This window comes from Flavobacterium nitrogenifigens, from assembly GCF_003254565.1.
Classification (GTDB): Bacteria; Bacteroidota; Bacteroidia; order Flavobacteriales; family Flavobacteriaceae; genus Flavobacterium; species Flavobacterium nitrogenifigens.
The window spans coordinates 164,549-186,807 of sequence record NZ_QJRI01000173.1; the positions used below are offsets into that span (position 1 = coordinate 164,549).

15 protein-coding genes are annotated in these 22,259 nt (G+C 34.8%); 6 read left to right on the forward strand and 9 right to left on the reverse strand.

Annotation, left to right across the window (positions count from 1 at the left end):
* Nucleotides 1-48: 48 nt before the first annotated feature.
* From DM397_RS10920 to DM397_RS10955, 8 genes are all read right to left on the reverse strand, one after another.
* Nucleotides 49-1,605 carry a GH39 family glycosyl hydrolase gene (locus DM397_RS10920; protein ID WP_111377562.1) on the reverse strand — a complete coding sequence of 519 codons (1,557 nt, stop codon included), beginning with the start codon at nucleotides 1,603-1,605 and terminating at the stop codon, nucleotides 49-51.
* 183 nt (nucleotides 1,606-1,788) lie between these two features.
* Entirely contained in the window at nucleotides 1,789-3,795 is a 2,007-nt protein-coding gene (locus DM397_RS10925) for a glycoside hydrolase family 97 protein (protein WP_111377563.1), read from the reverse strand.
* 268 nt (nucleotides 3,796-4,063) lie between these two features.
* A complete protein-coding gene (locus DM397_RS10930; protein ID WP_111377564.1) occupies nucleotides 4,064-6,463 on the reverse strand; it encodes a glycoside hydrolase family 31 protein in 2,400 nt (799 codons plus the stop codon).
* Between the two features lie 195 nt (nucleotides 6,464-6,658).
* A complete protein-coding gene (locus tag DM397_RS10935; protein ID WP_111377565.1) occupies nucleotides 6,659-9,145 on the reverse strand; it encodes a glycoside hydrolase family 2 TIM barrel-domain containing protein in 2,487 nt (828 codons plus the stop codon).
* A gap of 137 nt (nucleotides 9,146-9,282) precedes the next feature.
* Nucleotides 9,283-10,152: a hypothetical protein gene (locus DM397_RS10940; RefSeq protein WP_239457840.1), complete on the reverse strand. Its 870-nt coding sequence runs from the start codon at nucleotides 10,150-10,152 to the stop codon at nucleotides 9,283-9,285.
* 17 nt (nucleotides 10,153-10,169) lie between these two features.
* The gene (locus tag DM397_RS10945; RefSeq protein ID WP_111377566.1) at nucleotides 10,170-11,750 is read right to left on the reverse strand and encodes a RagB/SusD family nutrient uptake outer membrane protein; all 1,581 of its coding nucleotides are present in this window, start codon (nucleotides 11,748-11,750) and stop codon (nucleotides 10,170-10,172) included.
* A 12-nt stretch (nucleotides 11,751-11,762) separates the two neighbouring features.
* Entirely contained in the window at nucleotides 11,763-14,852 is a 3,090-nt protein-coding gene (locus DM397_RS10950) for a SusC/RagA family TonB-linked outer membrane protein (protein WP_111377567.1), read from the reverse strand.
* Between the two features lie 48 nt (nucleotides 14,853-14,900).
* Nucleotides 14,901-15,068 (reverse strand): hypothetical protein, encoded by a 168-nt coding sequence (locus tag DM397_RS10955; RefSeq protein ID WP_162615480.1) that lies wholly within the window; start codon nucleotides 15,066-15,068, stop codon nucleotides 14,901-14,903.
* Between the two features lie 425 nt (nucleotides 15,069-15,493).
* On the opposite strand from DM397_RS10955, the gene DM397_RS10960 reads away from it, so the two are divergent.
* Nucleotides 15,494-16,210 (forward strand): NUDIX hydrolase, encoded by a 717-nt coding sequence (locus DM397_RS10960; RefSeq protein WP_111377569.1) that lies wholly within the window; start codon nucleotides 15,494-15,496, stop codon nucleotides 16,208-16,210.
* Nucleotides 16,211-16,240: 30 nt separating this feature from the next.
* Nucleotides 16,241-16,942, forward strand: coding sequence for an NUDIX hydrolase (locus DM397_RS10965; RefSeq protein WP_111377570.1), 702 nt, complete (start codon nucleotides 16,241-16,243; stop codon nucleotides 16,940-16,942).
* A gap of 50 nt (nucleotides 16,943-16,992) precedes the next feature.
* Here the strand turns inward: DM397_RS10965 and DM397_RS10970 are convergent, their stop codons facing one another.
* On the reverse strand, nucleotides 16,993-17,202 hold the full coding sequence (locus tag DM397_RS10970) for a hypothetical protein (RefSeq protein ID WP_111377571.1): 210 nt from the start codon (nucleotides 17,200-17,202) through the stop codon (nucleotides 16,993-16,995).
* 483 nt (nucleotides 17,203-17,685) lie between these two features.
* On the opposite strand from DM397_RS10970, the gene lepA reads away from it, so the two are divergent.
* The 4 genes from lepA (at nucleotide 17,686) to DM397_RS10990 (ending at nucleotide 22,250) form a co-directional block, all read left to right on the forward strand.
* Entirely contained in the window at nucleotides 17,686-19,482 is a 1,797-nt protein-coding gene (lepA, locus tag DM397_RS10975; RefSeq protein WP_111377572.1) for a translation elongation factor 4, read from the forward strand.
* Nucleotides 19,483-19,719: 237 nt separating this feature from the next.
* Complete coding sequence (locus DM397_RS10980) at nucleotides 19,720-20,337, forward strand: outer membrane beta-barrel protein (RefSeq protein WP_111377573.1); 618 nt, start codon at nucleotides 19,720-19,722, stop codon at nucleotides 20,335-20,337.
* A gap of 129 nt (nucleotides 20,338-20,466) precedes the next feature.
* Nucleotides 20,467-21,708, forward strand: a complete 1,242-nt coding sequence (locus tag DM397_RS10985) for a hypothetical protein (protein ID WP_111377574.1) — start codon at nucleotides 20,467-20,469, stop codon at nucleotides 21,706-21,708.
* 41 nt (nucleotides 21,709-21,749) lie between these two features.
* Nucleotides 21,750-22,250 carry a DUF4280 domain-containing protein gene (locus DM397_RS10990; protein WP_111377575.1) on the forward strand — a complete coding sequence of 167 codons (501 nt, stop codon included), beginning with the start codon at nucleotides 21,750-21,752 and terminating at the stop codon, nucleotides 22,248-22,250.
* Nucleotides 22,251-22,259: the final 9 nt, after the last annotated feature.

The window sequence follows — 22,259 nt, forward strand, 5'->3', positions numbered from 1 at the left end:
TATTCTTTAAATACCGTTAATATTATGTATTTGTGGTTTTCTCTAAAATTATTGTTTAATTAAATTCAGCATTATAACATCATTTTCGTTGATTTTAAATTCTCTACTGAAAGTTCCTTTTCCGTCAATTGTAATTTTTTCTGTCGAAATGGGCGTGCCGTTATTTTTCTCTTTTATGGAATTGACTTGCTCACGTGTTAACTGACTCGGTTTATTCATCGCCAGATAATCCGCGTAAGCGTCATTTACTTTGTAACCTACCTTGTAAATTTCTAAAAGATATTTTCCTTTTTGCATTCCGTCAACTTCAACTTTCACTTTTCCTTTTTCTTTTGATGGAAGGTCTTTAATGTAATAGGTTTGATTCAATTCTTTATCGCCTGGATGTGTATTCGTAAAATCCCAAAGTAAAACCTGAACATCACCTTTTGCATTTTTGGAAGTCCAAGAAGCTTTATCTGAGTTTTGAAGTTCTGTTTCTCCTAATTTATTCATTAAATAATAAGAGAAATAGGCTGGTTTTTTAATTCCCTGCGTATTCAATAATCCGAAACCTCCGTGGAAAGGCGTAAATCTTGGTCCCGCTTCTTCAAAAATATCAGTAAAAACCCAATAGGACATTGAGTTTGCCGCATTTCCAACTTGTTTTAATTTCTGTAAAATATACGCTGCCGAATGATAACTATCGTGAATTGGATCTGCTGGCGTATAAGATGTACTCCATTCTGTATAATGCAATTCCAGATTTGGTTTTGCCGATTCCGTAATCAACTTTCTAGAATTGATAATTTCACCACTCACACTCCATTCGTCCTGATTTAAAATCGTTCCCGAAGTTCCGAATTCGTCCAAATATCCGTGTTTTACTCCATAAGTATGTGTTGAAACAAAATCCATTGGGACGTTATTCTTCGCACAAAAATCAATTGTTTCAGCAACCCAAGCAGAACCAGCTGTTGCAGGTCCACCAACTTTGTAAGCTGGATTTACTGCTTTTACACCGCGAGTGGCGTAATCGTATAATTTATAATATTCTTGCTGTGTGCTGCTCCAAAATCCAGGTGAAAGATTTGGTTCGTTCCAAACTTCAAAATACCATGTTTTTACTTCTTCGTCTCCATAACGCTCTTTAAAATGCTGGGTTAGATTCTTAACTAAATCTTCCCATTTTTTATAATCTTTTGGAGGTGTTACATTTCCTTTCCACCAGAAAATAGTTTCTTTTCCGCTTGCTAATGCATTAGGCATAAAACCTAATTCTACGAACGGTTTCATTTTTAAACTCACAATATAATCGAACAAAACGTCTACATATTGGTAATTGTATTCTGGATTTCCTTTTTCGTCTTCACGATAAACGGCCATATCATCAGACAATAAACCATGAAAACGGATGTATTTAAAATCGCATTCTTTTTTCACCAATGCCAATTGCTGTTGCCAGTCGGCTCTCAAACCTTCGTTTGCTCTTCCGGCACCGATGCATTCTTTGAACATGGTGTTTAATTTTCCTGCTTCTTTTTTATAATCCACTTTTATCGTTCGGTTTTGTGCCATCAAATGGACTGAACTAAATAAAACTGCTACTATTAAAAGTTTTTTCATCTGGAAATGGTTTTGTTTATTTTTAGCCACTCCCGATAGCTATCGGGAGTGGCTAAATATTTTATTTTCTAACTATATGTTAGACGCACTGCAGTGCGTCTCTACAGATTACGTTGTGTATAATCATTGTGTTGAGTAAACCCGACAGGTTTTTAAAACCTGTCGGGTTTGAGAAATTAATAATTATAGCTTTTTAAATCTCACTGCTCCACCGCCAGCTCCACCTAATTTCAATTGTAATTTATCTGAAGCTTTTACTATTTTCTTAGAAATTGCTACTGCTTCTGGATTATGCGTTTGATCTGTTCCTTCGGCATCAACATAAATCTGAGCTTCGTAAGTCGCACTTGGATCTAAGAATGATAATGAAACTTCTACATTTCTAGGTTTTTCATTTGTTAAAGTTCCTAGATACCAATCGGCACTATTTCTGTCTTTTCTTGCTGTTGTGATGTATTCGCCAATTTTTCCTTCTAAGATTTTAGTGTCTTCCCAATCTGTTGGAACATCTTTTAAGAATTGTAAAGCTGGTTTTCCTTCGTAGTTTTCTGGAAGATCTGCCAACATCTGGATTGGAGAGTAAATCGTTACATACAATGCCAATTGCTGTCCAACTGTTCCTTGGATTCTTTTTCCAGGATAACCTTGTTTTACCTCAACATCAAAAATTCCAGGTGTAAAATCCATTGGGCCAGAAAGCAATCTTGTAAACGGAATAATACTTAAATGGTTTGGCGGATTTCCTTCACTCCAAGCATTATATTCTTGTCCTCGCGCTGCTTCTCTGGAAACCATGTTTGGATACGTTCTTCTTTCTCCCGTATCTTTTATCGATTCGTGGTATAAAACGGCTAAATCATATTGCGCCGCTTTTTCTAAAATATATCTGAAATAGTTCACTCCAAATTGTCCAAAGTGCATTTGTTTCATATTCAGTTTCGAACCCACGTGACCAATTTTTACGGTATGAATTCCAAGTTTTTTGTACAAAGCAAAACCTTCGTCAACTTCTTTTAAATAGTTAATTAAGTTTGAACCTGTTTCGTGATAACCGATTAATTCGATATTCTTTTTCTTTCCGTATTCGACTACTTTTTCAAGATCGAAATTGTCTGCGCTTTTTGTAAAACTGAACATGTGCATACGGTTTTCATACCAACCCGGTGTCCAACCTTTGTTCCAACCTTCGATTAATAAATGATTGAAACCTTCTTTTGCTGTAAAGTCGATATACTCTTCAGCGTGTTTTGTAGTTGCTCCTTGTTTGTCGCTTTCCCAGAAAGTATATTTCCCAATATGCATTCCCCACCAAATTCCTAAATATTTGTATGGTTTGAAATAACTGTTTGTATTCTTTAATTTGTTTGGCTCGTTTAAGTTTAAAACCAAATAAGAAGTAATCAATTCTCCTGGATTTTCTCCTATTTGAAGCGTTCTCCAAGAAGAAGTAAACGAATCTTTTACGCGAACTTTAACTCCATCAGGCCACGGCACCAAATCCGACTTTAATTCTGTTCCTTTATTATTGACCAAAGTCATACTGGCAAAATCGATCAGGTTTGCTTCGTGGAAACTTAACGCTAATCCGCTTTTACTTTCTATTGTTAATGGAGTTAAAACGGTATCTAAAGTGCTAACTGGCGCATCTTTGAAAAGATATTCGTCACGGTTTTCTCTGTTTGCCGGAATCCACCAAGCCTTTCCATCTTCTTTTAAGTTGAAAGTTGTTTTTTCATCCATGATGAAAATACTGTCTTTTACATTTTGTTTTGGATAAACATATCTAAAAGCCACTCCGTCATCAAAAGCACGAAACTGAATTTGTAATTTTCTTTTGTTTCCTGTTTTTTGCTGCAAATAAACAACCAATTGATTGTAATGGTTTCTAATATTTTTCTTTTCTCCCCAAACTTGTTCCCAAGTTTCATCAAACGTAGAAGTTTTTGCTCCTTTTATTTCAAAGTTTGTGCTTAAATCTTCGTTTCCTTTCAATACAAATCCCATATCAGAAGGAGAAATTACTTCTGTCTTTCCGTGAGAAACTGCGTATTTTGGAGCATTTTTTACCAGCTCAAATTTGATTGTATTCTTTCCGTTTGGCGATGCCAATTCGTAAGCGTTTTTCGTTTTTTGACTGTAGCCTATTGCTATAGAAAACAATGCGGCTGGGAGAATTAGATAGTTTTTCATGTTTTTTGGTATTATATTTTTTGCCTAAATGCTGGCTATATTTTTTAACATATAGAAACATAGTTTATTGGAATTTTTAAAAGAGGCGTTTCACTTGTTTAAATTCACATAGCTTTCTATGTGTGAGAAACTAGTTTCTTTCCAATTTCTTTTATTCAAAAACAAAAATCTATGTTTCTATGTGTTTAAATATTTTTTTTTGCCACGAATTGCACTAATTTCCGCGAATTAAATTTGTGATAATTCGTGCAATTAGTGGCTAACTTTTTTATTTTGCCCACTCTGTTTTAAAAGTGGTTTTTCCGTTTAATGGATTTGCTACTACATCAAAATTGTTTCCGTTTTTATTCACTTTTATTTCTTGTACCGCATCGCCTTCAGGTAAAAATACTTTGGCTGTTGCCGAAGTCGTTTTATCGCTTGCAAATACTTTTAAGGTCAATTTGCTCCAATCCATATCTTTTGTAGACTGCGCTAAACCGATGTGCGGAATTGCTGTTCCATCTTTTACTAAAACTACGATTGGCACTTCGCCTGCTTTGATTTTATGCCAGCCCGATTGGTACACTTTTTTAGTTTGGTAATCAATCCAAGTCCCTTCTGGAAGGTACACGTCTCTTTCTTCAACTTCTTCAAAAAGCGGTGCAACTAAGATACTTGAACCAAATAAATACTGATTATCCACTAACCAAGCTCCCGGATCGTTTGGATATTCTACAAATAAAGCACGCATCATTGGCAATCCTTTTTGAGAACTTTCTTTTGCTTGAGCGTAGATATATGGCATCAATTCGTAACGCATATTATCTGCCTTTCTAAATCCTTCTAAGAATTCTTTGCTGTACAACCAAGGTTCACGAGGCGGTTCTCCGTGGCTTCTTACGTGAGATGTAAACATTCCAAACGGTGTCCATCTTCTGTAAATATTCTCAGGAGATTTTGTGGCAAAACCTCCAACATCATGACTCCAGAAACTGAATCCGCTTAGTCCTAATGAAAGTCCACCTCGTAATTCAGCCGACATTGCTCCGTTTGTAGTTTCAGAATCTCCTCCCCAATGTAAAGGGTAACGCTGTGATCCTGCCCAAGTACTTCTTGCCCAGATTAAAGTATATCCTTTTTCTTTTTGCGTGATTTCTGCAACAGCTTTATTATAACGTAACGGATATAAATTATGCTCATAGAAACCAGTTCTTCCCGAATGATAAATTCCGTCTGGCGGAGCTGCTTCTCCAAAATCTACTTTGAAAACTGCTACGCCTTCATCAAATAACTTTTTCAATTTTCCTTGATACCAAGAAATGGTTTCTGGATTTGAGAAATCTAGAACAGCATCTTCATAAGGAAGATTTCCTTTTCTGTCTCTTACGGCTAAGTTTTTATCCATAATTTCTGGAAATAAAGTATTCTTTGGCGTAAAATAAGGCAACTGCCAAAGACAAACCTGGAAACCGTCTTTCTTTAAATCAGACATCATTTTTGTAGCATCTGGGAAACGAGATTTTGCAAACTCGTAGTTATTTCTCCAATCTACATCAAACCAGCCTGTATCAAAGTGAATTACATCGGTTGGAATTTTGTATTTACGCAAATCTCTGGCAACATCACGTCCTTCTTTTTCTGAGAAATAGGTAATACGGCTCATCCAAAAACCGAAAGACCAAAGTGGTGGCATAGCTGCTTTTCCTGTCAAATTGGTATATTGATCTAAAATATCTTTTGGTTCTCCGATAAAGAAAAACAAATCGGCTTCGTCGTCTCCAATATACATTTCGTTGGCACTTGAAAAGTATTTTCCAAAGTCCACTGTAATTGGTGTTGAATGATGCATGAAAACTCCGTAACCTCGGCTACTCATGTAAAACGGAATTGGTTTGTACATGGTTTCATTTTGGATTCCGTTTGCATCATCGGTCCATAAAACTACTTTTGAACCGCGTTTGTTGAATTGTGTGAAAGATTCTCCGCAACCAAATATTTTTTCGTCTGGTTCTAAACTGAAAGCCGCGCCCATACTTCTTGAATAATCGCTATTTCTGCGAACATAGGAAAATGGAAGCGTTGGTGTATACGTGTTTTTAAAGTCCGTATCGTGAAGTGTGCTTGTCAGCAGTTTTCCTTTTTCATCGTAGATTTTTACGTGCCAAGGTTTTGTCAAAATTTCAACTCTTCCGTGTTTGCTAGTATAACTGTGACCACCTTCAATTTTAGCATATTTCCATAATTCTGGGTGATTTGGCGCAACGCCGTCAACTAGCATTAAAGACTCTTTTTGCGGATGAAATTGTGGCCCTGAAGTCGTTTTGATACGAAGGGTTCTGTCTGAAACAAACTGAATTTCGAATGGCAAAACAGGAGATTCTGCGTATTCTGTTGTTGGAAATTCGTTTGCTTTTTCCACATCTGGTTTCATCATCATGTTGTTGAAAGCCTGACGTGTTTTATAATTGTATCTCAAATATTTGATGGTTCCTTTTCCCGTTGCAGGATCAAAAGAAGCCAGTTCGTCTGCAAAATAAAAGGTGTTCAGATAGTTCTGAAAATCTTTACTGATATCTATTGGCGCATTCAGCACATCTGCGTTCTGAATTTGAGCTGATGCTTTTGGCATCAAAACAAATCCAAGCATAAAAGCCGAAAACAATGTGGTTAGTTGTCTGTTTTTCATGAGTTAGTTTTATTCTTTATATATCTTAAAATCTTTTAAACACATAGAATCATAGCTCATCGGAGTCTTTAAAAAGGCGTTTCACTTGTTTAAATTCACATAGCTATGTGTTAGAAACTAGTTTCTTTTAATTTTCTTTTTCACAAACAAAAAATCTATGTTTCTATGTGTTTAAAATTTAACGTATTATAATTATCATTCAGCTGTAATTACAATTGTAGCTTGTTTTAGCCCATTCGCTTTAGCAGTCAATTCCAATCTTCCAGATTGATCTCCAGATTGTACAATAACTAAACATTTTCCAGCCAAAGCGGTATGTTTATTTCCTTTATACGATTCGTGGCTAACCGGATCTCCGCTGCAAACACCTACTATTTTTCCGTTTCCTTTTAAAGAGAAATTAATTTCGTTATTTGCATTTGGTGCAATTGTTCCTTTATCGTCTAAAATATCAACTGTGATAAATGACAAATCGTTTTTGTCTGCTTTAATGGTACTTCTATCCGCAGTCAGTTTTAATTGAGAAGGATTTCCAGCCGTTTTAATTTCTTTTTCTAAAACTACTTTTCCGTCTTTACGAGAAATCGCTTTTAAAGTTCCTGCTTCAAAAGGAATTCTCCACATTACGTGTAAATCGTCTCCTTTTTTACTTCTTTTTCCAACTGATTTTCCATTTACAAAAAGCTCCACCTCATCAGCTTTATTGTAATAGGCCCAAACATCAACAGTTTGTCCAGCTTTCCAATTCCAATGTGGGAAAATGTGAAGAACGGTTTTGTCTGTCCATTCGCTTTGGTACATATAATACACATCTTTCGGGAAACCGGCTAAATCAACAATTCCGAAATACGAACTTACAGATGGCCATTCGTACGGAGTTGGTTCTCCAATATAATCGAAACCTGTCCAAACGTACATGCCCGCTAAGAAATCATGTTTTTTGATGATTTTCCAAGTGGCTTCATGTGTTGAACCCCACGGAGTCTGTACCTGATCGTAAGCTGAAACGGTATTTCCTGGATTTCCTTCTGTAAATTTAAGATCCCATCTTACTGGCCATTTTTTGATAGTATCTGAAACGGCATCGTAATATCCTCTTGTCTGTAAACCTGAAGTAGTTTCAGTTGCGATGAAAGGTGTATTTGGGAAATTCTTCAAATGATGTTCGAATGTCTGATGTGCGTAATTGTATCCGATTAAATCTAAAACTCCAGATCCCGCAAGCGGATTAATCGAAACATTTTTTTTCTCAAATTGCAAAGTCACAGCATCAATATTCATGTTTACTGGCGGATTCATTCCAGCAGTCAACGGACGTGTTTTATCATATTGACGTGTAATTGCGGCCAATTCTTTTGCAATTTCAATACCTGTTTCATTCCATTGTTCTGGAATTTCATTTCCGATACTCCACATAAAAATACTGGCATGATTTCGGTCGCGCAACAATTGATCGGTTAGATCTTGTTTGTGCCATTTGTCCCAATCATTTGCATAATCGTATTTCGTTTTGTTTTGTTTCCACATATCAAAAGCTTCATCCATAACAATGAAACCCATTTTATCGCAAAGCTCTAAAAGCTCTGGAGCAGGCGGATTATGAGAAGTTCTGATTCCGTTTACGCCCATTTCCTTCAAAATCTCTAACTGACGCTCGATGGCGCGAGTATTAATTGCAGAACCCAACGGACCTAAATCGTGGTGCATACAAACACCTTTTATTTTGACCTGTTTTCCATTCAAAATAAAACCTTTATTCAAATCGAATTTGAAGTCTCTGATTCCGAAAGTGGTTTTATATTGATCAATGATTTTATCGTCAAGCGAAATTTCGGTAACTGCTGTGTACAATTCCGGTTTTTCATCTGACCATAAAATCGGATTTTCAACTACTGCCGATTGATTGAGCGTTTGATTTTCGTTGGCATTGATGGTTATATCTTGAGTAACTGAGGTTACTTTTTTGTCTTCTTTAAAAATAGTAGTCGTTACAGTTGCCTTTTTACCTGCTGCATATTGATTTTTTATTGTTGTTTCGATACTTACAGAAGCTTTTTCGGCTGTAACTTTTGGAGTTGTAATGTATGTTCCCCATTGTCCCACATGAAGTTTGTCTGTTGTTTCGATCCAGACATTTCTAAAAATTCCTGAACCCGAATACCAACGTGAATTAGGCTGTTTTGAATTGTCAACCTTAACAATTATTTCGTTGTTTTTGTCTCCGTAATTCAAATACGGTGACATATCATATTGAAAACCTATATATCCGTTTGGGCGTTTTCCTAAATAATGACCATTTACCCAAACTTCACTATTTCTATATACTCCGTCAAAAGTAATAGAAGTTATTTTTGTGCTGTCTTCTGCAGCGACTTTAAATGTTTTTTTGTACCAGCCTAAACCTCCATTAAGCGATCCTCCGCCATAACCGCCAGGACTTTTTTCATCAAATTTTCCTTCGATGCTCCAATCATGAGGAACGTCTAAAGTTCTCCATTTTGTTGAAGTTCCAATAGTATCTTTATCGACAATACTATCATTTAGATGGAAACTCCAATCTGCATTAAAAGAAACTTTTCGGTTTACAAACGCATCTTCTTTTTTAGAGCAGGAATTCAAGAAAAAAACTCCAATTGCGATTGCCCATAAACTTATGTTTTTTATGTTTTTTCTAATATGCATAGGTACTTTTTATTTTTTGGAATTTGAAGATAGAAATAAAAAACGGTTTCGTTTATTTCTCCGTAAAACAACTTAAGTCTCAGTCTTAAAGAGCAATACAAAATACCTTTAAGACTGAAACTTCAAAACTAACTAACTTATGATTTTGGTACTAAATGATAAATCAAATAATCGTTATCTGCTCTAATTGCAATAAAGCATAAACTTGTATCAGTCAATTCTACAATTTTTACATTTGTAAAACTGAATGAAGGAAGAAAATAACTTGGCTCATTTGGGTGAAGCATTTCTGCCCCTCCGTTGAAAGATATTCTGTCATTTGTTTCCCCATCTGTCAAACTATAATTAAATGTTCCTTTCTTAGTTGTCTTAGCGGTACTACCTAAAGCTGGATTAGTTTGTGTTACCGAAACATTATAACCTCCATTCAGGTCAAATGTAATTTCACCCCAATCCTTATTTTCTAAACCAGCCCACGAGATATCTGTAAGATTTGGCCACCATCCAGGACCGCTTACTGCTCTGTTAATATAACCTGGAGTATTTCCAATAAATTCTAATGGAGCCGTCATATAAAGCACCCAAGTTTTTCCAGCTTGTCCGTTTGTTAATTTCGCCCATCTTGGATCTTTAAAGAAAGTTTCATCATTTTCAGGAACATCTACAGTTACAGGAGCTGCTTCAACAGAACCGCCTCGCGCAAATGCTGTATAAAAAATAGAATATTTTCCAGCAAAAGGAAAAGTTACCTTATCCACACTTTGATTAGAGTGACCTAATTCGTTACCATTTGCATCTACATATTTCCAAAATGGAATGACAGTCGGATCGTCACTTTTAAAATTTACAAGATTTTTATTTGTAGCATCTTGCGTAATAGAAAACTTAAGTGTTTCTGGTGTTAAGGTAACTGCTGGAAGACTTTCGCGATCCTCAATTGCCTCACAAGAAAATAACAGCGAACCAATTGTAACAGCTGCTATTAAAATATATAATATACGTTTCATAGTCATTTTGTTTTGAATTAATTCCAACCTGGATTTTGAGTTATTGTGCCATTTGAAAGAATGATCTGCGATTGCGGTAATGGTAACCAACCTTGAGTCTCTGTTCTAAAAGTAACTGTAAACTGAGAACCACCTGCAGTATTATCAATAGCTAATTTCATTGCAGTCATTCCTTGTCTGATTAAGTCAAAATAACGATGTCCTTCAAGAGCTAATTCTAATTGACGCTCTTTCATGATGTTTTCTATACTAGCTGTTTTTCTGTTAGTAGTATTTTTAAACGCACGATCACGTACTCTGTCAAAATCTGCTTGCGCTAAAGCTTGGTTAGAAGATAAATTTAACTCGGCAGCCATTAACAATACATCAGAAAAACGAATAATCGCATAATCTTGGTAGTTGTCAATTTGAAAGTTTCCTCCATTTGCTTCTACAACAGCTGTTCCTGCTTCGTTGGTAATTGGGCAATATTTTTTCCAAGAATATCCAGTGTACTGACGTTGCTCTCTAGCTTGCGCATCAAAGTTTAATCCTTCACCAGCATAGTCAATAAATGAAGCTGCTTTTCTAGTATCACCTGCTTCATACAAGCTTACTAATTTAGGGTTTACAGTTGCTCCACCCCATCCAGTTGCATATCTTCCAATTGCTCCTCCACGTGGCGCAATGTTTACTTGGAAGCGGTTTCCTTCATGAAGATCCCAGTTTCCTTTTCCTGAACCGTTAAAACGAACCGCCCAAACCATTTCTGTATTATCTTCTCCAGCAAAGTTTTCGAAAGAAGCTGCTAACCAAAGATTAGCAAAATCAGCTACTAAACCGTGCCCGCTATTATTTACTACATCATTGATGTAAGCTGTTGCTTCTGCTTTAGAAACTACACCAGCTAAATCTGCTTTACCATATGTTCCTGTATAGAATAAGAATGTTCTAGCCAAATATGCTTCAGCAGCCCATTTTGTAATACGGCCGTAATTAGCGTTTCCTGCTTGTGAGTAGTTTTCTGGACCTAAATTATCAGCAGCAAATTTTAAATCGCTTGCTATTAAAGCATAAGTAACTTCTGGAGCTTGTCTCGGCAATTCGAACTCGCTTGTTGTTACAGTATGATCTAACGGAATAATATCTCCAAACATTTTAGCTGCTGTAAAATGGAAATGTGCTCTTAAGAAACGTGCTTCAGCTTCGTAACGAGTTTTCAAAGCCGTATCAGATCCCCAGTTTACTTTATCTATATTTTCTAATAAAATATTAGCTCTATAAATTCCTAAATAAGCATTTGACCAAACATCTTTGTTCATGTCTTTGTCTGAAACATATAGGAAACGATCCCATTCGATATCAGATTGAGCATCAGCAATACCATAACCTCCAAAACAATCATCAGAAGCTTGTTCACTAATTAATAAAGGTCCGCCGTATGCCTCGCGCTGTAAAACATCGTAAACTGCTACAAGACCTTCAAAAGCGTCAGAAGGTGTTTTATAAAAATTCTCTGTTACCTTATCTGTATATGGTTCGTTTTCCAAAAAATCTTCCGAACAAGCCCCTAAAACAAGCAAGCTTGAAAGGGCAAATAATTTTATATATCTTTTCATGGTTTTCAAAATTTAAAAGTTAACATTCAGACCCATTAAATAGGTTCTTGGCTGAGGATAATATCCAACATCAATTCCTTTAGCCCAAGACTGATTTACGTTTCCGAAACCAATTTCTGGATCCATTCCTTTGTACTTTGTGAATGTATAAATGTTATTTCCTGCAACATACAGTCTGAATTTGCTGAAGAAACTAAGTTTCGTTGTCAACTTTGTTAAATCACATCCGATTGTAGCATTTTTAATTCTGAAGAAATCTGAATCCTGGATATATAAATCTGAGAATTTAGTATAATTTCCGTTTGCATCAGTTCCGTAAGTTACTCTTGGAATTCTATTAGAAGTTCCTTCAGTTGTCCATCTGCCTAACACATCTGTAGTGTTGTTTGTGTAAGCACGTGTGTAATCGTGAACTCCAAAAACGTTTTGTCCTCCTGCGATACCGTAAGTATTAATAGAGAAATCAAATGCTTTGTATGATAATTCTAAATTAACACCATAGTTAATATCTGGGTTTGGATCTCCAATTTGTGTTTTATCGTTTGCATCGATTTTTCCGTCATTATTTAAATCTACGAAACGAACGTCTCCAGGTTGCGCATTTGGCTGAACACCTGCTGTAACTTCAGCAGCATTTTGGAAAATTCCGTCTGTTTTTAATCCGTAGAAATAACCCATTGGTTTTCCAACCTCAACGCGGTTCATCTCGTCTAAACCTTGAAACAATACGTTTGATTCTCCATGAATGATTCCTTCGTTGTTAGCAATTTTCAACACTTCGTTTTGGTTACGTGAAAGATTTGCATTGATGGCAAAATTCCAATCTTTTCCAAAACGTGTACGGTAAGATAAACCAATTTCAAAACCTTTATTGCTTACGTCTCCACCATTAATGTAAGGTGCAGTTGCTCCCGCATAAGTTGGGATAGACGCCAATACTAACCAATCTTTGGTTTTCTTGTCATAGTAATCAAAAGTTAAAGTAAAGTTGGTAAACAATGTAGCATCAAAACCTAAGTCTAACTGCTCTGAAGTTTCCCATTTTAAGTTACGGTTTGCCAATTGGTCAGGGCTTGAACCTACTAAAAGAGTTTCATCGCCAGTTCCGAAATGATATGTTTTGTCTGTTGAGTTTACAGTTGACATATAAGCAAATCTTCTTGCAAATTGGTCGTTACCATTTTGTCCCCAGCTCGCTCTTAATTTGAATGTATTTAAAACTTTGTTTTCTTTGAAGAAAGCTTCTTTATCTAAATTCCATCCTGCAGAGAATGATGGGAAAATAGCATATTTGTTATCTGGACCAAATTCTGATGAACCGTCACGACGAACTGTTGCAGAGAATAAGTATTTATTGTTGTAATCGTACAATAAACGTCCGAAGTAAGACTGAATTGCATAATCTTTACGATTTCCTTTTACCACATTTGATGTTGGATCTTTTGCATTATCTAAATAAGCATGTTCGAAATCATCAAAAATTAAGTTTCTTCCTTGCCCTTCCATATAATCAGAAGTATTCTTTTTAGCAGAAGTACCCACTAACACATCAAAATTATGAGCATCGGCAATGTTGAATTTGTATTGAAGTGTATTCTCGAAAATCCATCCTAAAGATTTTGTAGCACTTTGAGTTACGCTAGAAACTGTATTGTTATCATTTGAAGAAAGCGAATAAACTGGTCTGAAAGAACGGTAATTGCTATCTGTCATATCAACACCATAACTAGTTCTGAAAGTAAAGTTTTTTGCAAATTTTAATTCAGCAAAAATGTTACCTACATAACGATTGGTTTTAGTCTGATTGAAGTTGTTGTAGTATAAAGATCCAACTGGATTGCTGATGTCTTGAGAGATAATAGAATGAGCAAAATCTCCATTTTCATCATACGCCTGATCAATTGGAGCAGCGTTTAAGAAACTTCTAATTGCATTGCTGTAGATACCATCGTCTGCAACACCACTAGATTTAATATTTGATAAAGTGAAGTTTTCACCAATTTTCAAATATCCTTTAATTACTTCAGAAGTAGAGTTTACTGTAAAAGTTACACGATCGTATTGAGATTGGTTAGTAGATCCTCCAATCATACCTTCTTGTCCGTAGTAAGATAAACCAGTTGCAATGGTAGATTTTTCGTCACCTCCTGTAATCAAAAGAGAGTGATTTTGTTTTATCGCACCTTCATTAAACAAATCTTTTTGCCAATCGTGATTTGGGAATCCTGCAACTTGCTCCTTTGTATATAATGGCGCATATCCAGAATTTACACGAGCTTCGTTCATGATTGTTGTATATTCCTGTGTATTCATCAAATCTAGTTTTTTAGCAATCTGCTGAAAACCTGTATAAGAACTGAAAGACACATTCATTTTACCATCCTTTCCTTTTTTAGTAGTAACCAAAATAACTCCGTTTGCCGCTCTTGCTCCGTAGATAGAAGCTGCCGAAGCATCTTTTAAAATGTCTACCCTTTCAATAACAGAAGGATCAAGGTATCCGATTCCGTTATCTACCACTACACCATCAACTACATAAAGCGGATCACTGTTTCCTGCTGTACCTGCTCCACGAATATTTACCACCATATTCGCTCCCGGCTGCCCAGAAGATGAAGTTACAGAAACCCCAGAAGCTTGACCTTGTAAAGCATTTACAACATCAAGACTCGCCACTTGCTGAATATCTTTTCCAGACACCAAAGAAGTTGCTGCAGTATTTACTTTCTTCTTTTGAGTACCGTAACCGATTACTACAATTTCTTTCAGTTCTGCCGTTTCTGGACTCAAAACCACATTGACAACTTTTTGAGTTCCAACCGTAATATTTTGTGACTTGAAACCTACAAAAGAGATTACCAAAACATCTCCTGTTTTAGCCTCGACTTTATATTTTCCGTCAAAATCGGTAACAGTACTCGATTTTGTTCCCTGTACTTGTACAGTTGCTCCTGGAACTCCAAATCCGTCTTCGGAAGAGGTAATTGTCCCACTTACAGTTTTAGATTCTTGAGCAAATCCAAACTGCATCATAAATACGCTAAGCAGCACCGCCATAAAACATGGAAGCTTTGTTGTTTTAATACAATTTTTGCTTTTCATAATAAGAATTGATTAAGTTTAAGTTATAGTTAGTGTTTTTTTTTTACCCTAAGAGAAATCTGGGAAAGCTCCCCAAGCAGATGATGCCAAAATGAGGGCCTGAATCTCATTTCCAACATTTCGTGCTTGCTGACAATAAACAGGCGTTTTAAAAACAAGCATTTCTAAAACTTCAAAATCGATTCTTTCTGCAAAATTTGATGATGGTAATCTCATCAAAAAACTATTTAAATCAATTTTTAGAAAAAACATTTGTGGTAAGTTTAAGTTAAGTGTAAGTTTGTTCTTTTTTTGCTTATAGTCAATTTGAATTTATCTTATGGTAAATTTGACTACAAGTGTAAAACAAATTTTCTATATTAGCAAAATATTAGGGTTATTTTTTTTCGATTCTAATTAATCACAATTCATTTTTATGAATGTTGTAAAAACCTAACAAGAATTGAAATAAAAAATGTAGAAAAATCAAGGATTTATAAAATTGACAATCAGCAACTTAAAAACAAGTTTAAAAACAATAGTTTTTTAGTTCCTTAATAAACAACTGATTGTCAAATTTTTGTTTCGTTAAAAAAATATAGAGTATTCAAAAAGGCTAATAATGATTTTATTTATTTAATTTGTCAAAATTTATCTCAGATATGGTTGAAAATGTAGACGACAAAACTGCTCATAAAAATGAAAACAGCGCGATGAATGCCATCACAATTGACTGTGTCATTTTTGGTTTTGATAAGGGCAGTCTTGAGGTGCTTTTGGTGCAGCATGCTGAAGGTATCAGTAAAGGAAAATGGGGACTTCCAGGAGGATGGATTTATAAAAAAGAAAGCACAGACAGTGCCGCTCATCGTTTATTGAATGAGCTAACAGGTCTTGATAACATCTATCTGGAACAGCTGAAAGCATTTGGAGACCCAGATCGTTTCCCGCTGAGACGTGTCATTACGATTGGTTATTATGCTCTTGTAAAAAGAGAAGATTATAATGTTAAAGCTGGTTTTACTGCTTCTGATGCGCAATGGTATAAAATAGACAGTATTCCAGATTTAATTTACGATCATAACGAAATTTTAGCTTACAGTTTAAAACACCTTCGAAACAGAGTTCGTCAAGCACCGATTGGTTTTAATCTGCTTCCTGAAAAATTCACTTTATTGCAACTGATGCAGTTATATGGAGAAATTTTAGGAATTGAAATGGACAAACCCAACTTTAGACGAAAAATTCTGCACATGAAACTTTTGGTGGCCTTAGACGAAAAACAACAAGACGTTTCACACAGAGCTGCTCAGCTATATAAGTTTGATCCTGAAATTTATGAGCAATTAACTGAAAAAGGATTTAATTTTGAATTCTAATTTTCAATACAAATTACTAACAACAACAAATTGACTGAAATAACTACTAACCATCACAAACCAGCCGTAGAAGGAATCACGATTGACTGTGTTTTCTTCGGATTTAATAAAGAGAGTCTCGAAGTACTCTTAGTGCAGCATGCAGAAGGCGAAAGTAAAGGCAAATGGGGACTTCTTGGCGGATGGCTTCAAATAGACGAAAGTGCAGATAATGCTGCTCAACGAATTTTACAAGAACTTACAGGTCTTGAAAACATCTATTTGGAACAATTAAAAGCCTTTACAGATCCGCAGCGTGTTCTGGAAAGACGCGTGGTTACTATTGGTTATTATACTTTGGTCAATAGAGAAGATTATAACATTAAAGCCAGTTTAAAAGTTTTTGAAGCAAAATGGTTCAAGATAAATGAAATTCCTAAGCTGATTTTTGACCATAATGAAATTTTAAATTTCAGTTTATTACAGCTTCGAAACCGCGTGCGTCAGGCGCCAATTGGGTTTAATCTTCTTCCTGAAAAGTTTACTTTATTGCAGCTGATGCAGCTATATGAAGAAATTCTTGGAATCGAATTGGATAAATCGAATTTTAGACGAAAAATTCTGCACATGAAATTATTAGTAGCTCTAGACGAAAAACAGCAGGACGTATCGCACAGAGCTGCAAAACTCTACAAATTTGATCCCGATATTTATAAAAAACTGACTGAAAAAGGATTTAATTTTGAGTTCTAAAACACAAAGAGACATCAATGATGTCTCTTTTTTAATTGAATTCAATTTGGTTATAAACAAGTCAAAACGCAGGTATAACCATCAAGCATAGGATAAGAAGTTCCCTGACAACCCGTTGCGACTAAACCATATCCAGAAGCACAAATGCTTGTAGGAACTGTCAATCGACCAACAGGCGTTACGCCGCCAGTTATATTTTTCATTTCTTCATTAGAAAGTCTGCCAAATTTAGTGGCAAGCTGCATAGTTTGTTTTTTCATAATTTGTTGGGGTTAGATTAGTAAATAGTAAAATTCATTTTATCATTTTCGAAGAGGTATCTAGTGCACAGATAAATTCTAAAAAAATAATACAAAACCAAAGTCGATCAATCTTATGGTTATAATGACTACAAGTATAATCATATTTAATTAAACCGACAATTATTCGCACAAATTTTACAAATTACTCAGCTAAAATTCATTTTTACCATTTTTTCAATAAACAATAATTGAAATAAATCTATAAATGCAAACATTCTTCAAGTTTTTGATTGAATGCGAAACAGTAATTTAAATAGAATAGATACGTTTAGAGACTGAAAAACAGCTTTTTGACTTCAAATTTCAAAATCGTGCAACTAAATTCCAGAATCCAAAACTTTGCGCTATCTTTGCCACTTGATAAGATGCGTCAAAACGATTGCTACAGCGCATTTTACACAAAAAAATACTTAAAACTCGATAGAGAACTGATATACTAAAATGAAGAAGATTCGTAACTTTTGCATTATTGCACACATTGACCACGGTAAAAGTACATTGGCGGACAGATTACTAGGCGCAACACAAACCGTTACAGCTCGTGAAGAAAAAGCACAATTGCTTGACAACATGGATCTGGAGCGCGAGCGTGGAATTACCATTAAGAGTCATGCCATCCAGATGGAATACAAATACAAGGGCGAAGAATATATCTTAAACTTAATTGATACTCCTGGTCACGTAGACTTTTCTTATGAAGTTTCTAGATCTATCGCTGCCTGCGAAGGAGCTTTATTGATTGTTGATGCGGCACAAAGTATTCAAGCACAAACGATTTCAAATTTATATTTGGCACTTGAGAACGACTTAGAAATCATTCCGGTTTTAAATAAAGTTGATTTACCAAGTGCTAATCCAGAAGAAGTTAGTGATGATATTATCGATTTATTAGGATGCAAATTAGAAGATATTATTCACGCTTCAGGAAAAACTGGTTTTGGTGTTGAGAACATTCTTGCTGCCATTATCGAAAAAATCCCTGCTCCAAAAGGAAATCCAGAAGAGCCATTACAAGCTTTAATTTTTGACTCGGTTTACAATCCATTCCGCGGAATTGAGGTAATCTTTAGAGTTGTAAATGGTGAAATCAAAAAAGGCCAGAAAATTAAATTCATGGCTACAGATAACGAATATTTTGCTGACGAAATTGGAACTTTAAAACTTAATCAAGTTCCTAAAAATGTAGTTTCGGCAGGAGACGTTGGTTATTTGATTTCTGGAATTAAAGAAGCTCGCGAAGTAAAAGTGGGTGATACCATTACAGATGCAAAAGTTCCGACAACAAATATGGTTGCTGGTTTTGAGGATGTAAAACCAATGGTATTCGCAGGTATCTATCCTGTAGATACAGAAGATTATGAAGACTTGCGTTCTTCAATGGAAAAATTACAATTGAATGATGCATCTTTAGTGTTTACTCCTGAAAGTTCTGCAGCATTAGGATTTGGTTTCCGTTGCGGATTCTTAGGAATGCTTCACATGGAAATTATCCAAGAACGTTTAGAGCGTGAGTTTGATATGACTGTAATTACTACAGTTCCTAACGTTTCGTATTTGGCTTACACTAAAAAAGAGCCAGAAAAAGCTATTGTTGTAAACAACCCTTCAGACTTACCAGAGCCTTCAAAATTGGATAGAGTTGAAGAGCCATTTATTAAAGCTACCATCATTACAAAATCTGACTTTGTTGGAAACGTAATGAGTTTATGTATCGAAAAACGTGGTTTAATTACAAACCAAACGTATTTAACTACAGAAAGAGTTGAATTGAATTTCGACATGCCTTTGGCAGAAATTGTATTCGATTTCTATGATCGTTTAAAAACAGTTTCTAAAGGTTATGCTTCTTTCGATTACTCTCCTATCGGAATGCGTACTTCGAAATTAGTTAAATTGGACGTTCTTTTGAATGCTCAAACAGTTGATGCACTTTCTGCATTGATCCACGAAGATAACGCTTACAACATCGGTAAAAAAATGACCGAGAAATTACGTGAATTAATTCCAAGACAGCAATTTGATATTCCGATTCAGGCTGCCATTGGAGCTAAGATTATTGCTCGTGAAACTATTAAAGCACTTCGTAAAGACGTTACAGCAAAATGTTACGGTGGAGATATTTCGCGTAAGCGTAAACTTCTTGAAAAACAGAAAAAAGGTAAAAAACGTATGCGTCAAGTAGGAAACGTTGAGATTCCGCAAGAAGCATTTATGGCTGTTTTGAAATTGAATGACTAGTTCTTTTTAGATAAAAGAGTAAAGGACAAAGATAATAGATTAGACCCGATGGCTCATGTTATCGGGTTTCTTGTTATAAATAATCTATTTCTGGTTTTTAAAAAACGTAAGTTAAAACTTATTTTTTATAAAAATATTAACTTAATCGATTGTTTTTTAACGCTTTTACAAAAACTTAAAGTTAATTTTAAGATAAAATTGTATTTTTAATCTTACAACTTTAAAAAATAAAAGATTATGAAAACCAAATTATCTGTTATTCTAGCATTATTTACATTTTACTTTGCAAATGCACAGCAAGATCAAGTTGATTCAGAAATGAATTCTGCAAAAGGTATTACTTTCCAACATGGCGATATGTTTATAGAAGGTTCTATCCAGATCACTACTGGTGGAGATAAAGACTATTATGCTTTTAATCCCAAATTTGGATATTTTCTTAATGATAAATTTGCCGTTGGGGGACAATTGAGCTATTCTAGCAATAAAGTTGAAGCAACCGATGAAAAAACTAACATTTTTGGAATCGGTGGTTTCGCAAGATATTATGTATTGGAACTCGATAAAAAACGATTCAAAGCCTATGGAGAAGTAGGTTTAGGATACGGCAGAAATAAATACGAAAGTCCAATTACTGGCACAGATAATAGCAATAGTCTAACAGCCAATATCAATGTTGGTTTAAATTATTTCCTAACCAAAAACATTGCAGTTACTTTTACTCTTGCTAATTTATTATCATACAACAGTGTTTCTCCAGAAAACGGTCCATCTTCAGATACTTTCCAATTAAACATCAACTTATTTGAAAACATCTTTGATCAACCAAAATTCGGATTATTGTTTAGATTTTAATTCGTTTTAACGATTTACACATAAAAGCTGTTCTAAACTAGAACAGCTTTTTTTTTTATCCCAAAACCTAATAATGAAAGAAAAATAGTATATTTGATAATTGTAATACAAATCCTATATTTCTTTTATATGCCTAATTATTATATACCTGAATTCTCATATAGTAATTATACTACTTATGGAATTAAAGAAAGAGATACACCCGAAAATGTCGCTCATAATATGGGAATTTCTGTTGATCAGTTACGTACTTACCACAATAGATTTTGTCCTTTAGAAGATTTGATTGGACCATCTTTTCCAATACATCTAAAGTTTGTTATCATCCAACCACCAACAGTTAACCTCACAGATGAACAAAAAGAACAGCAACGTCAAAAAGTAGTCTTTAATGATGCTCCCGGTAAACTTACTTTAAATCATTCTCATGGAGAAAACACATATGCCGTACAATGTACTATTGAAAATGGCAAAGAAATTTACACAATAAAACAACAAATCAAAATAAGCTGGCGAGCCAAAAACGAGGGTTACCACTTTTATTATGTATCTCGTTATGAAGATTTATATGTAAACAACATTGCTGCAAATACAATGATAGAAGAGATTGCCCAAAAAGCTTCTCAGGCACTATACCCCATGCTTATTGTAGTTGATGAAAATGGAAAATGGGTATATATTAATAATTATGATCAAATAGTTGAACGCTGGAATGAAACTAAAAGCAAAATAAGAAAATATTATAAAGGCGATCAAACCGAAAAATACTTTAAGATCTATGATAAAAATCTTGAAGATGAAGACAGTTTATTTTTTTCTATTCAGAAAGACTGGTTTTTAAATGCTCTGTTTAACGAAATTCATGTTCAGTATCCTCAAGATTTATCACTCAAAAAACATATTAGTTTTCCACATCTTGCTAAAACTGAAAACATACAATATTTAGTTCATCAGGAAATAGACGACCATTTGAACATTGACAACCTTATTGTTATTGACATAAATGGAAAACTAGATGACTTTAGAACCAAGACCGATTTTCAAAATGAACTCAAAATACCAGTAAAAGAGTATTCTGAAGAAAAAGCATTAGGCAATTATAAGGCAAAATATTTTCTAAATCCAAATACCTACATGCCAGAAGCCTTTACAGTTTCTTGTGATCTAGCCTTAGATATACCTCAAAAATATACCGTAACAGCCACAAACCTGCATACTGCAGAAAAACTAGTAATCGCATCACGAGAATTAACATTTGCAGGCGTTTACAAACCAGAAAAACGCAACTATTCTCTTCTTTATATAATCTTACTATTCATCTTGGGCATATCAATAATCATTTTTACAAAAATATTTCTTTCACGTCAATAAGACTTTAACAAAAAAAACAGCAACACACTAAAAAAAATATTATGAGCGAGGAACATTTTGTAGTACAAGGCGCAACCTGTAAATGCAAGTTGAGTCAAGACAGTTCTAAAACAGATAAACTTAAGGTAAAATCACAGTCGAAACATTTTGGTAACGACAACGGTTCAAACAAACTTATTGCAACAACTAAAGAATTAGGGCAGACTTTAGAAAATAACTCCTTTGGAAATTGCTTAAAACAACCGCTAGGAAATAATCAATACAAGAAATGCATTGTGGACATTATTCAATGGGATAATTTTCACGAAAAAATTACACTTAGTAATCAAGGTAAAAAATTACTTGAAAACAGTAAAGCAACATGTTCAATGGGTGCCCCAGATTGTATTGAAATTGTAAATCACGGACAAACGGCAGAACCCGGTGAACAAAACTTTAAAAACATAAACCCGATGGTTCATAACCTCATAAATCCTATGGTTGATGTGAGAGAAATGTATACCAAAAAAGCAAAACATGAAGGTCTAAAGTTTAACGATTAAATTGTTGGA

What these genes read in the sequence shown, in the direction of transcription:
- DM397_RS10920 (WP_111377562.1), bottom strand. Translation starts at nt 1,605, where the DNA reads ATGAAAAAACTTTTAATAGTAGCAGTTTTATTTAGTTCAGTCCATTTG.
- DM397_RS10925 (WP_111377563.1), bottom strand. Translation starts at nt 3,795, where the DNA reads ATGAAAAACTATCTAATTCTCCCAGCCGCATTGTTTTCTATAGCAATA.
- DM397_RS10930 (WP_111377564.1), bottom strand. Translation starts at nt 6,463, where the DNA reads ATGAAAAACAGACAACTAACCACATTGTTTTCGGCTTTTATGCTTGGA.
- DM397_RS10935 (WP_111377565.1), bottom strand. Translation starts at nt 9,145, where the DNA reads ATGCATATTAGAAAAAACATAAAAAACATAAGTTTATGGGCAATCGCA.
- DM397_RS10940 (WP_239457840.1), bottom strand. Translation starts at nt 10,152, where the DNA reads ATGAAACGTATATTATATATTTTAATAGCAGCTGTTACAATTGGTTCG.
- DM397_RS10945 (WP_111377566.1), bottom strand. Translation starts at nt 11,750, where the DNA reads ATGAAAAGATATATAAAATTATTTGCCCTTTCAAGCTTGCTTGTTTTA.
- DM397_RS10950 (WP_111377567.1), bottom strand. Translation starts at nt 14,852, where the DNA reads ATGAAAAGCAAAAATTGTATTAAAACAACAAAGCTTCCATGTTTTATG.
- DM397_RS10955 (WP_162615480.1), bottom strand. Translation starts at nt 15,068, where the DNA reads ATGAGATTACCATCATCAAATTTTGCAGAAAGAATCGATTTTGAAGTT.
- DM397_RS10960 (WP_111377569.1), top strand. Translation starts at nt 15,494, where the DNA reads ATGGTTGAAAATGTAGACGACAAAACTGCTCATAAAAATGAAAACAGC.
- DM397_RS10970 (WP_111377571.1), bottom strand. Translation starts at nt 17,202, where the DNA reads ATGAAAAAACAAACTATGCAGCTTGCCACTAAATTTGGCAGACTTTCT.
- lepA (WP_111377572.1), top strand. Translation starts at nt 17,686, where the DNA reads ATGAAGAAGATTCGTAACTTTTGCATTATTGCACACATTGACCACGGT.
- DM397_RS10980 (WP_111377573.1), top strand. Translation starts at nt 19,720, where the DNA reads ATGAAAACCAAATTATCTGTTATTCTAGCATTATTTACATTTTACTTT.
- DM397_RS10985 (WP_111377574.1), top strand. Translation starts at nt 20,467, where the DNA reads ATGCCTAATTATTATATACCTGAATTCTCATATAGTAATTATACTACT.
- DM397_RS10990 (WP_111377575.1), top strand. Translation starts at nt 21,750, where the DNA reads ATGAGCGAGGAACATTTTGTAGTACAAGGCGCAACCTGTAAATGCAAG.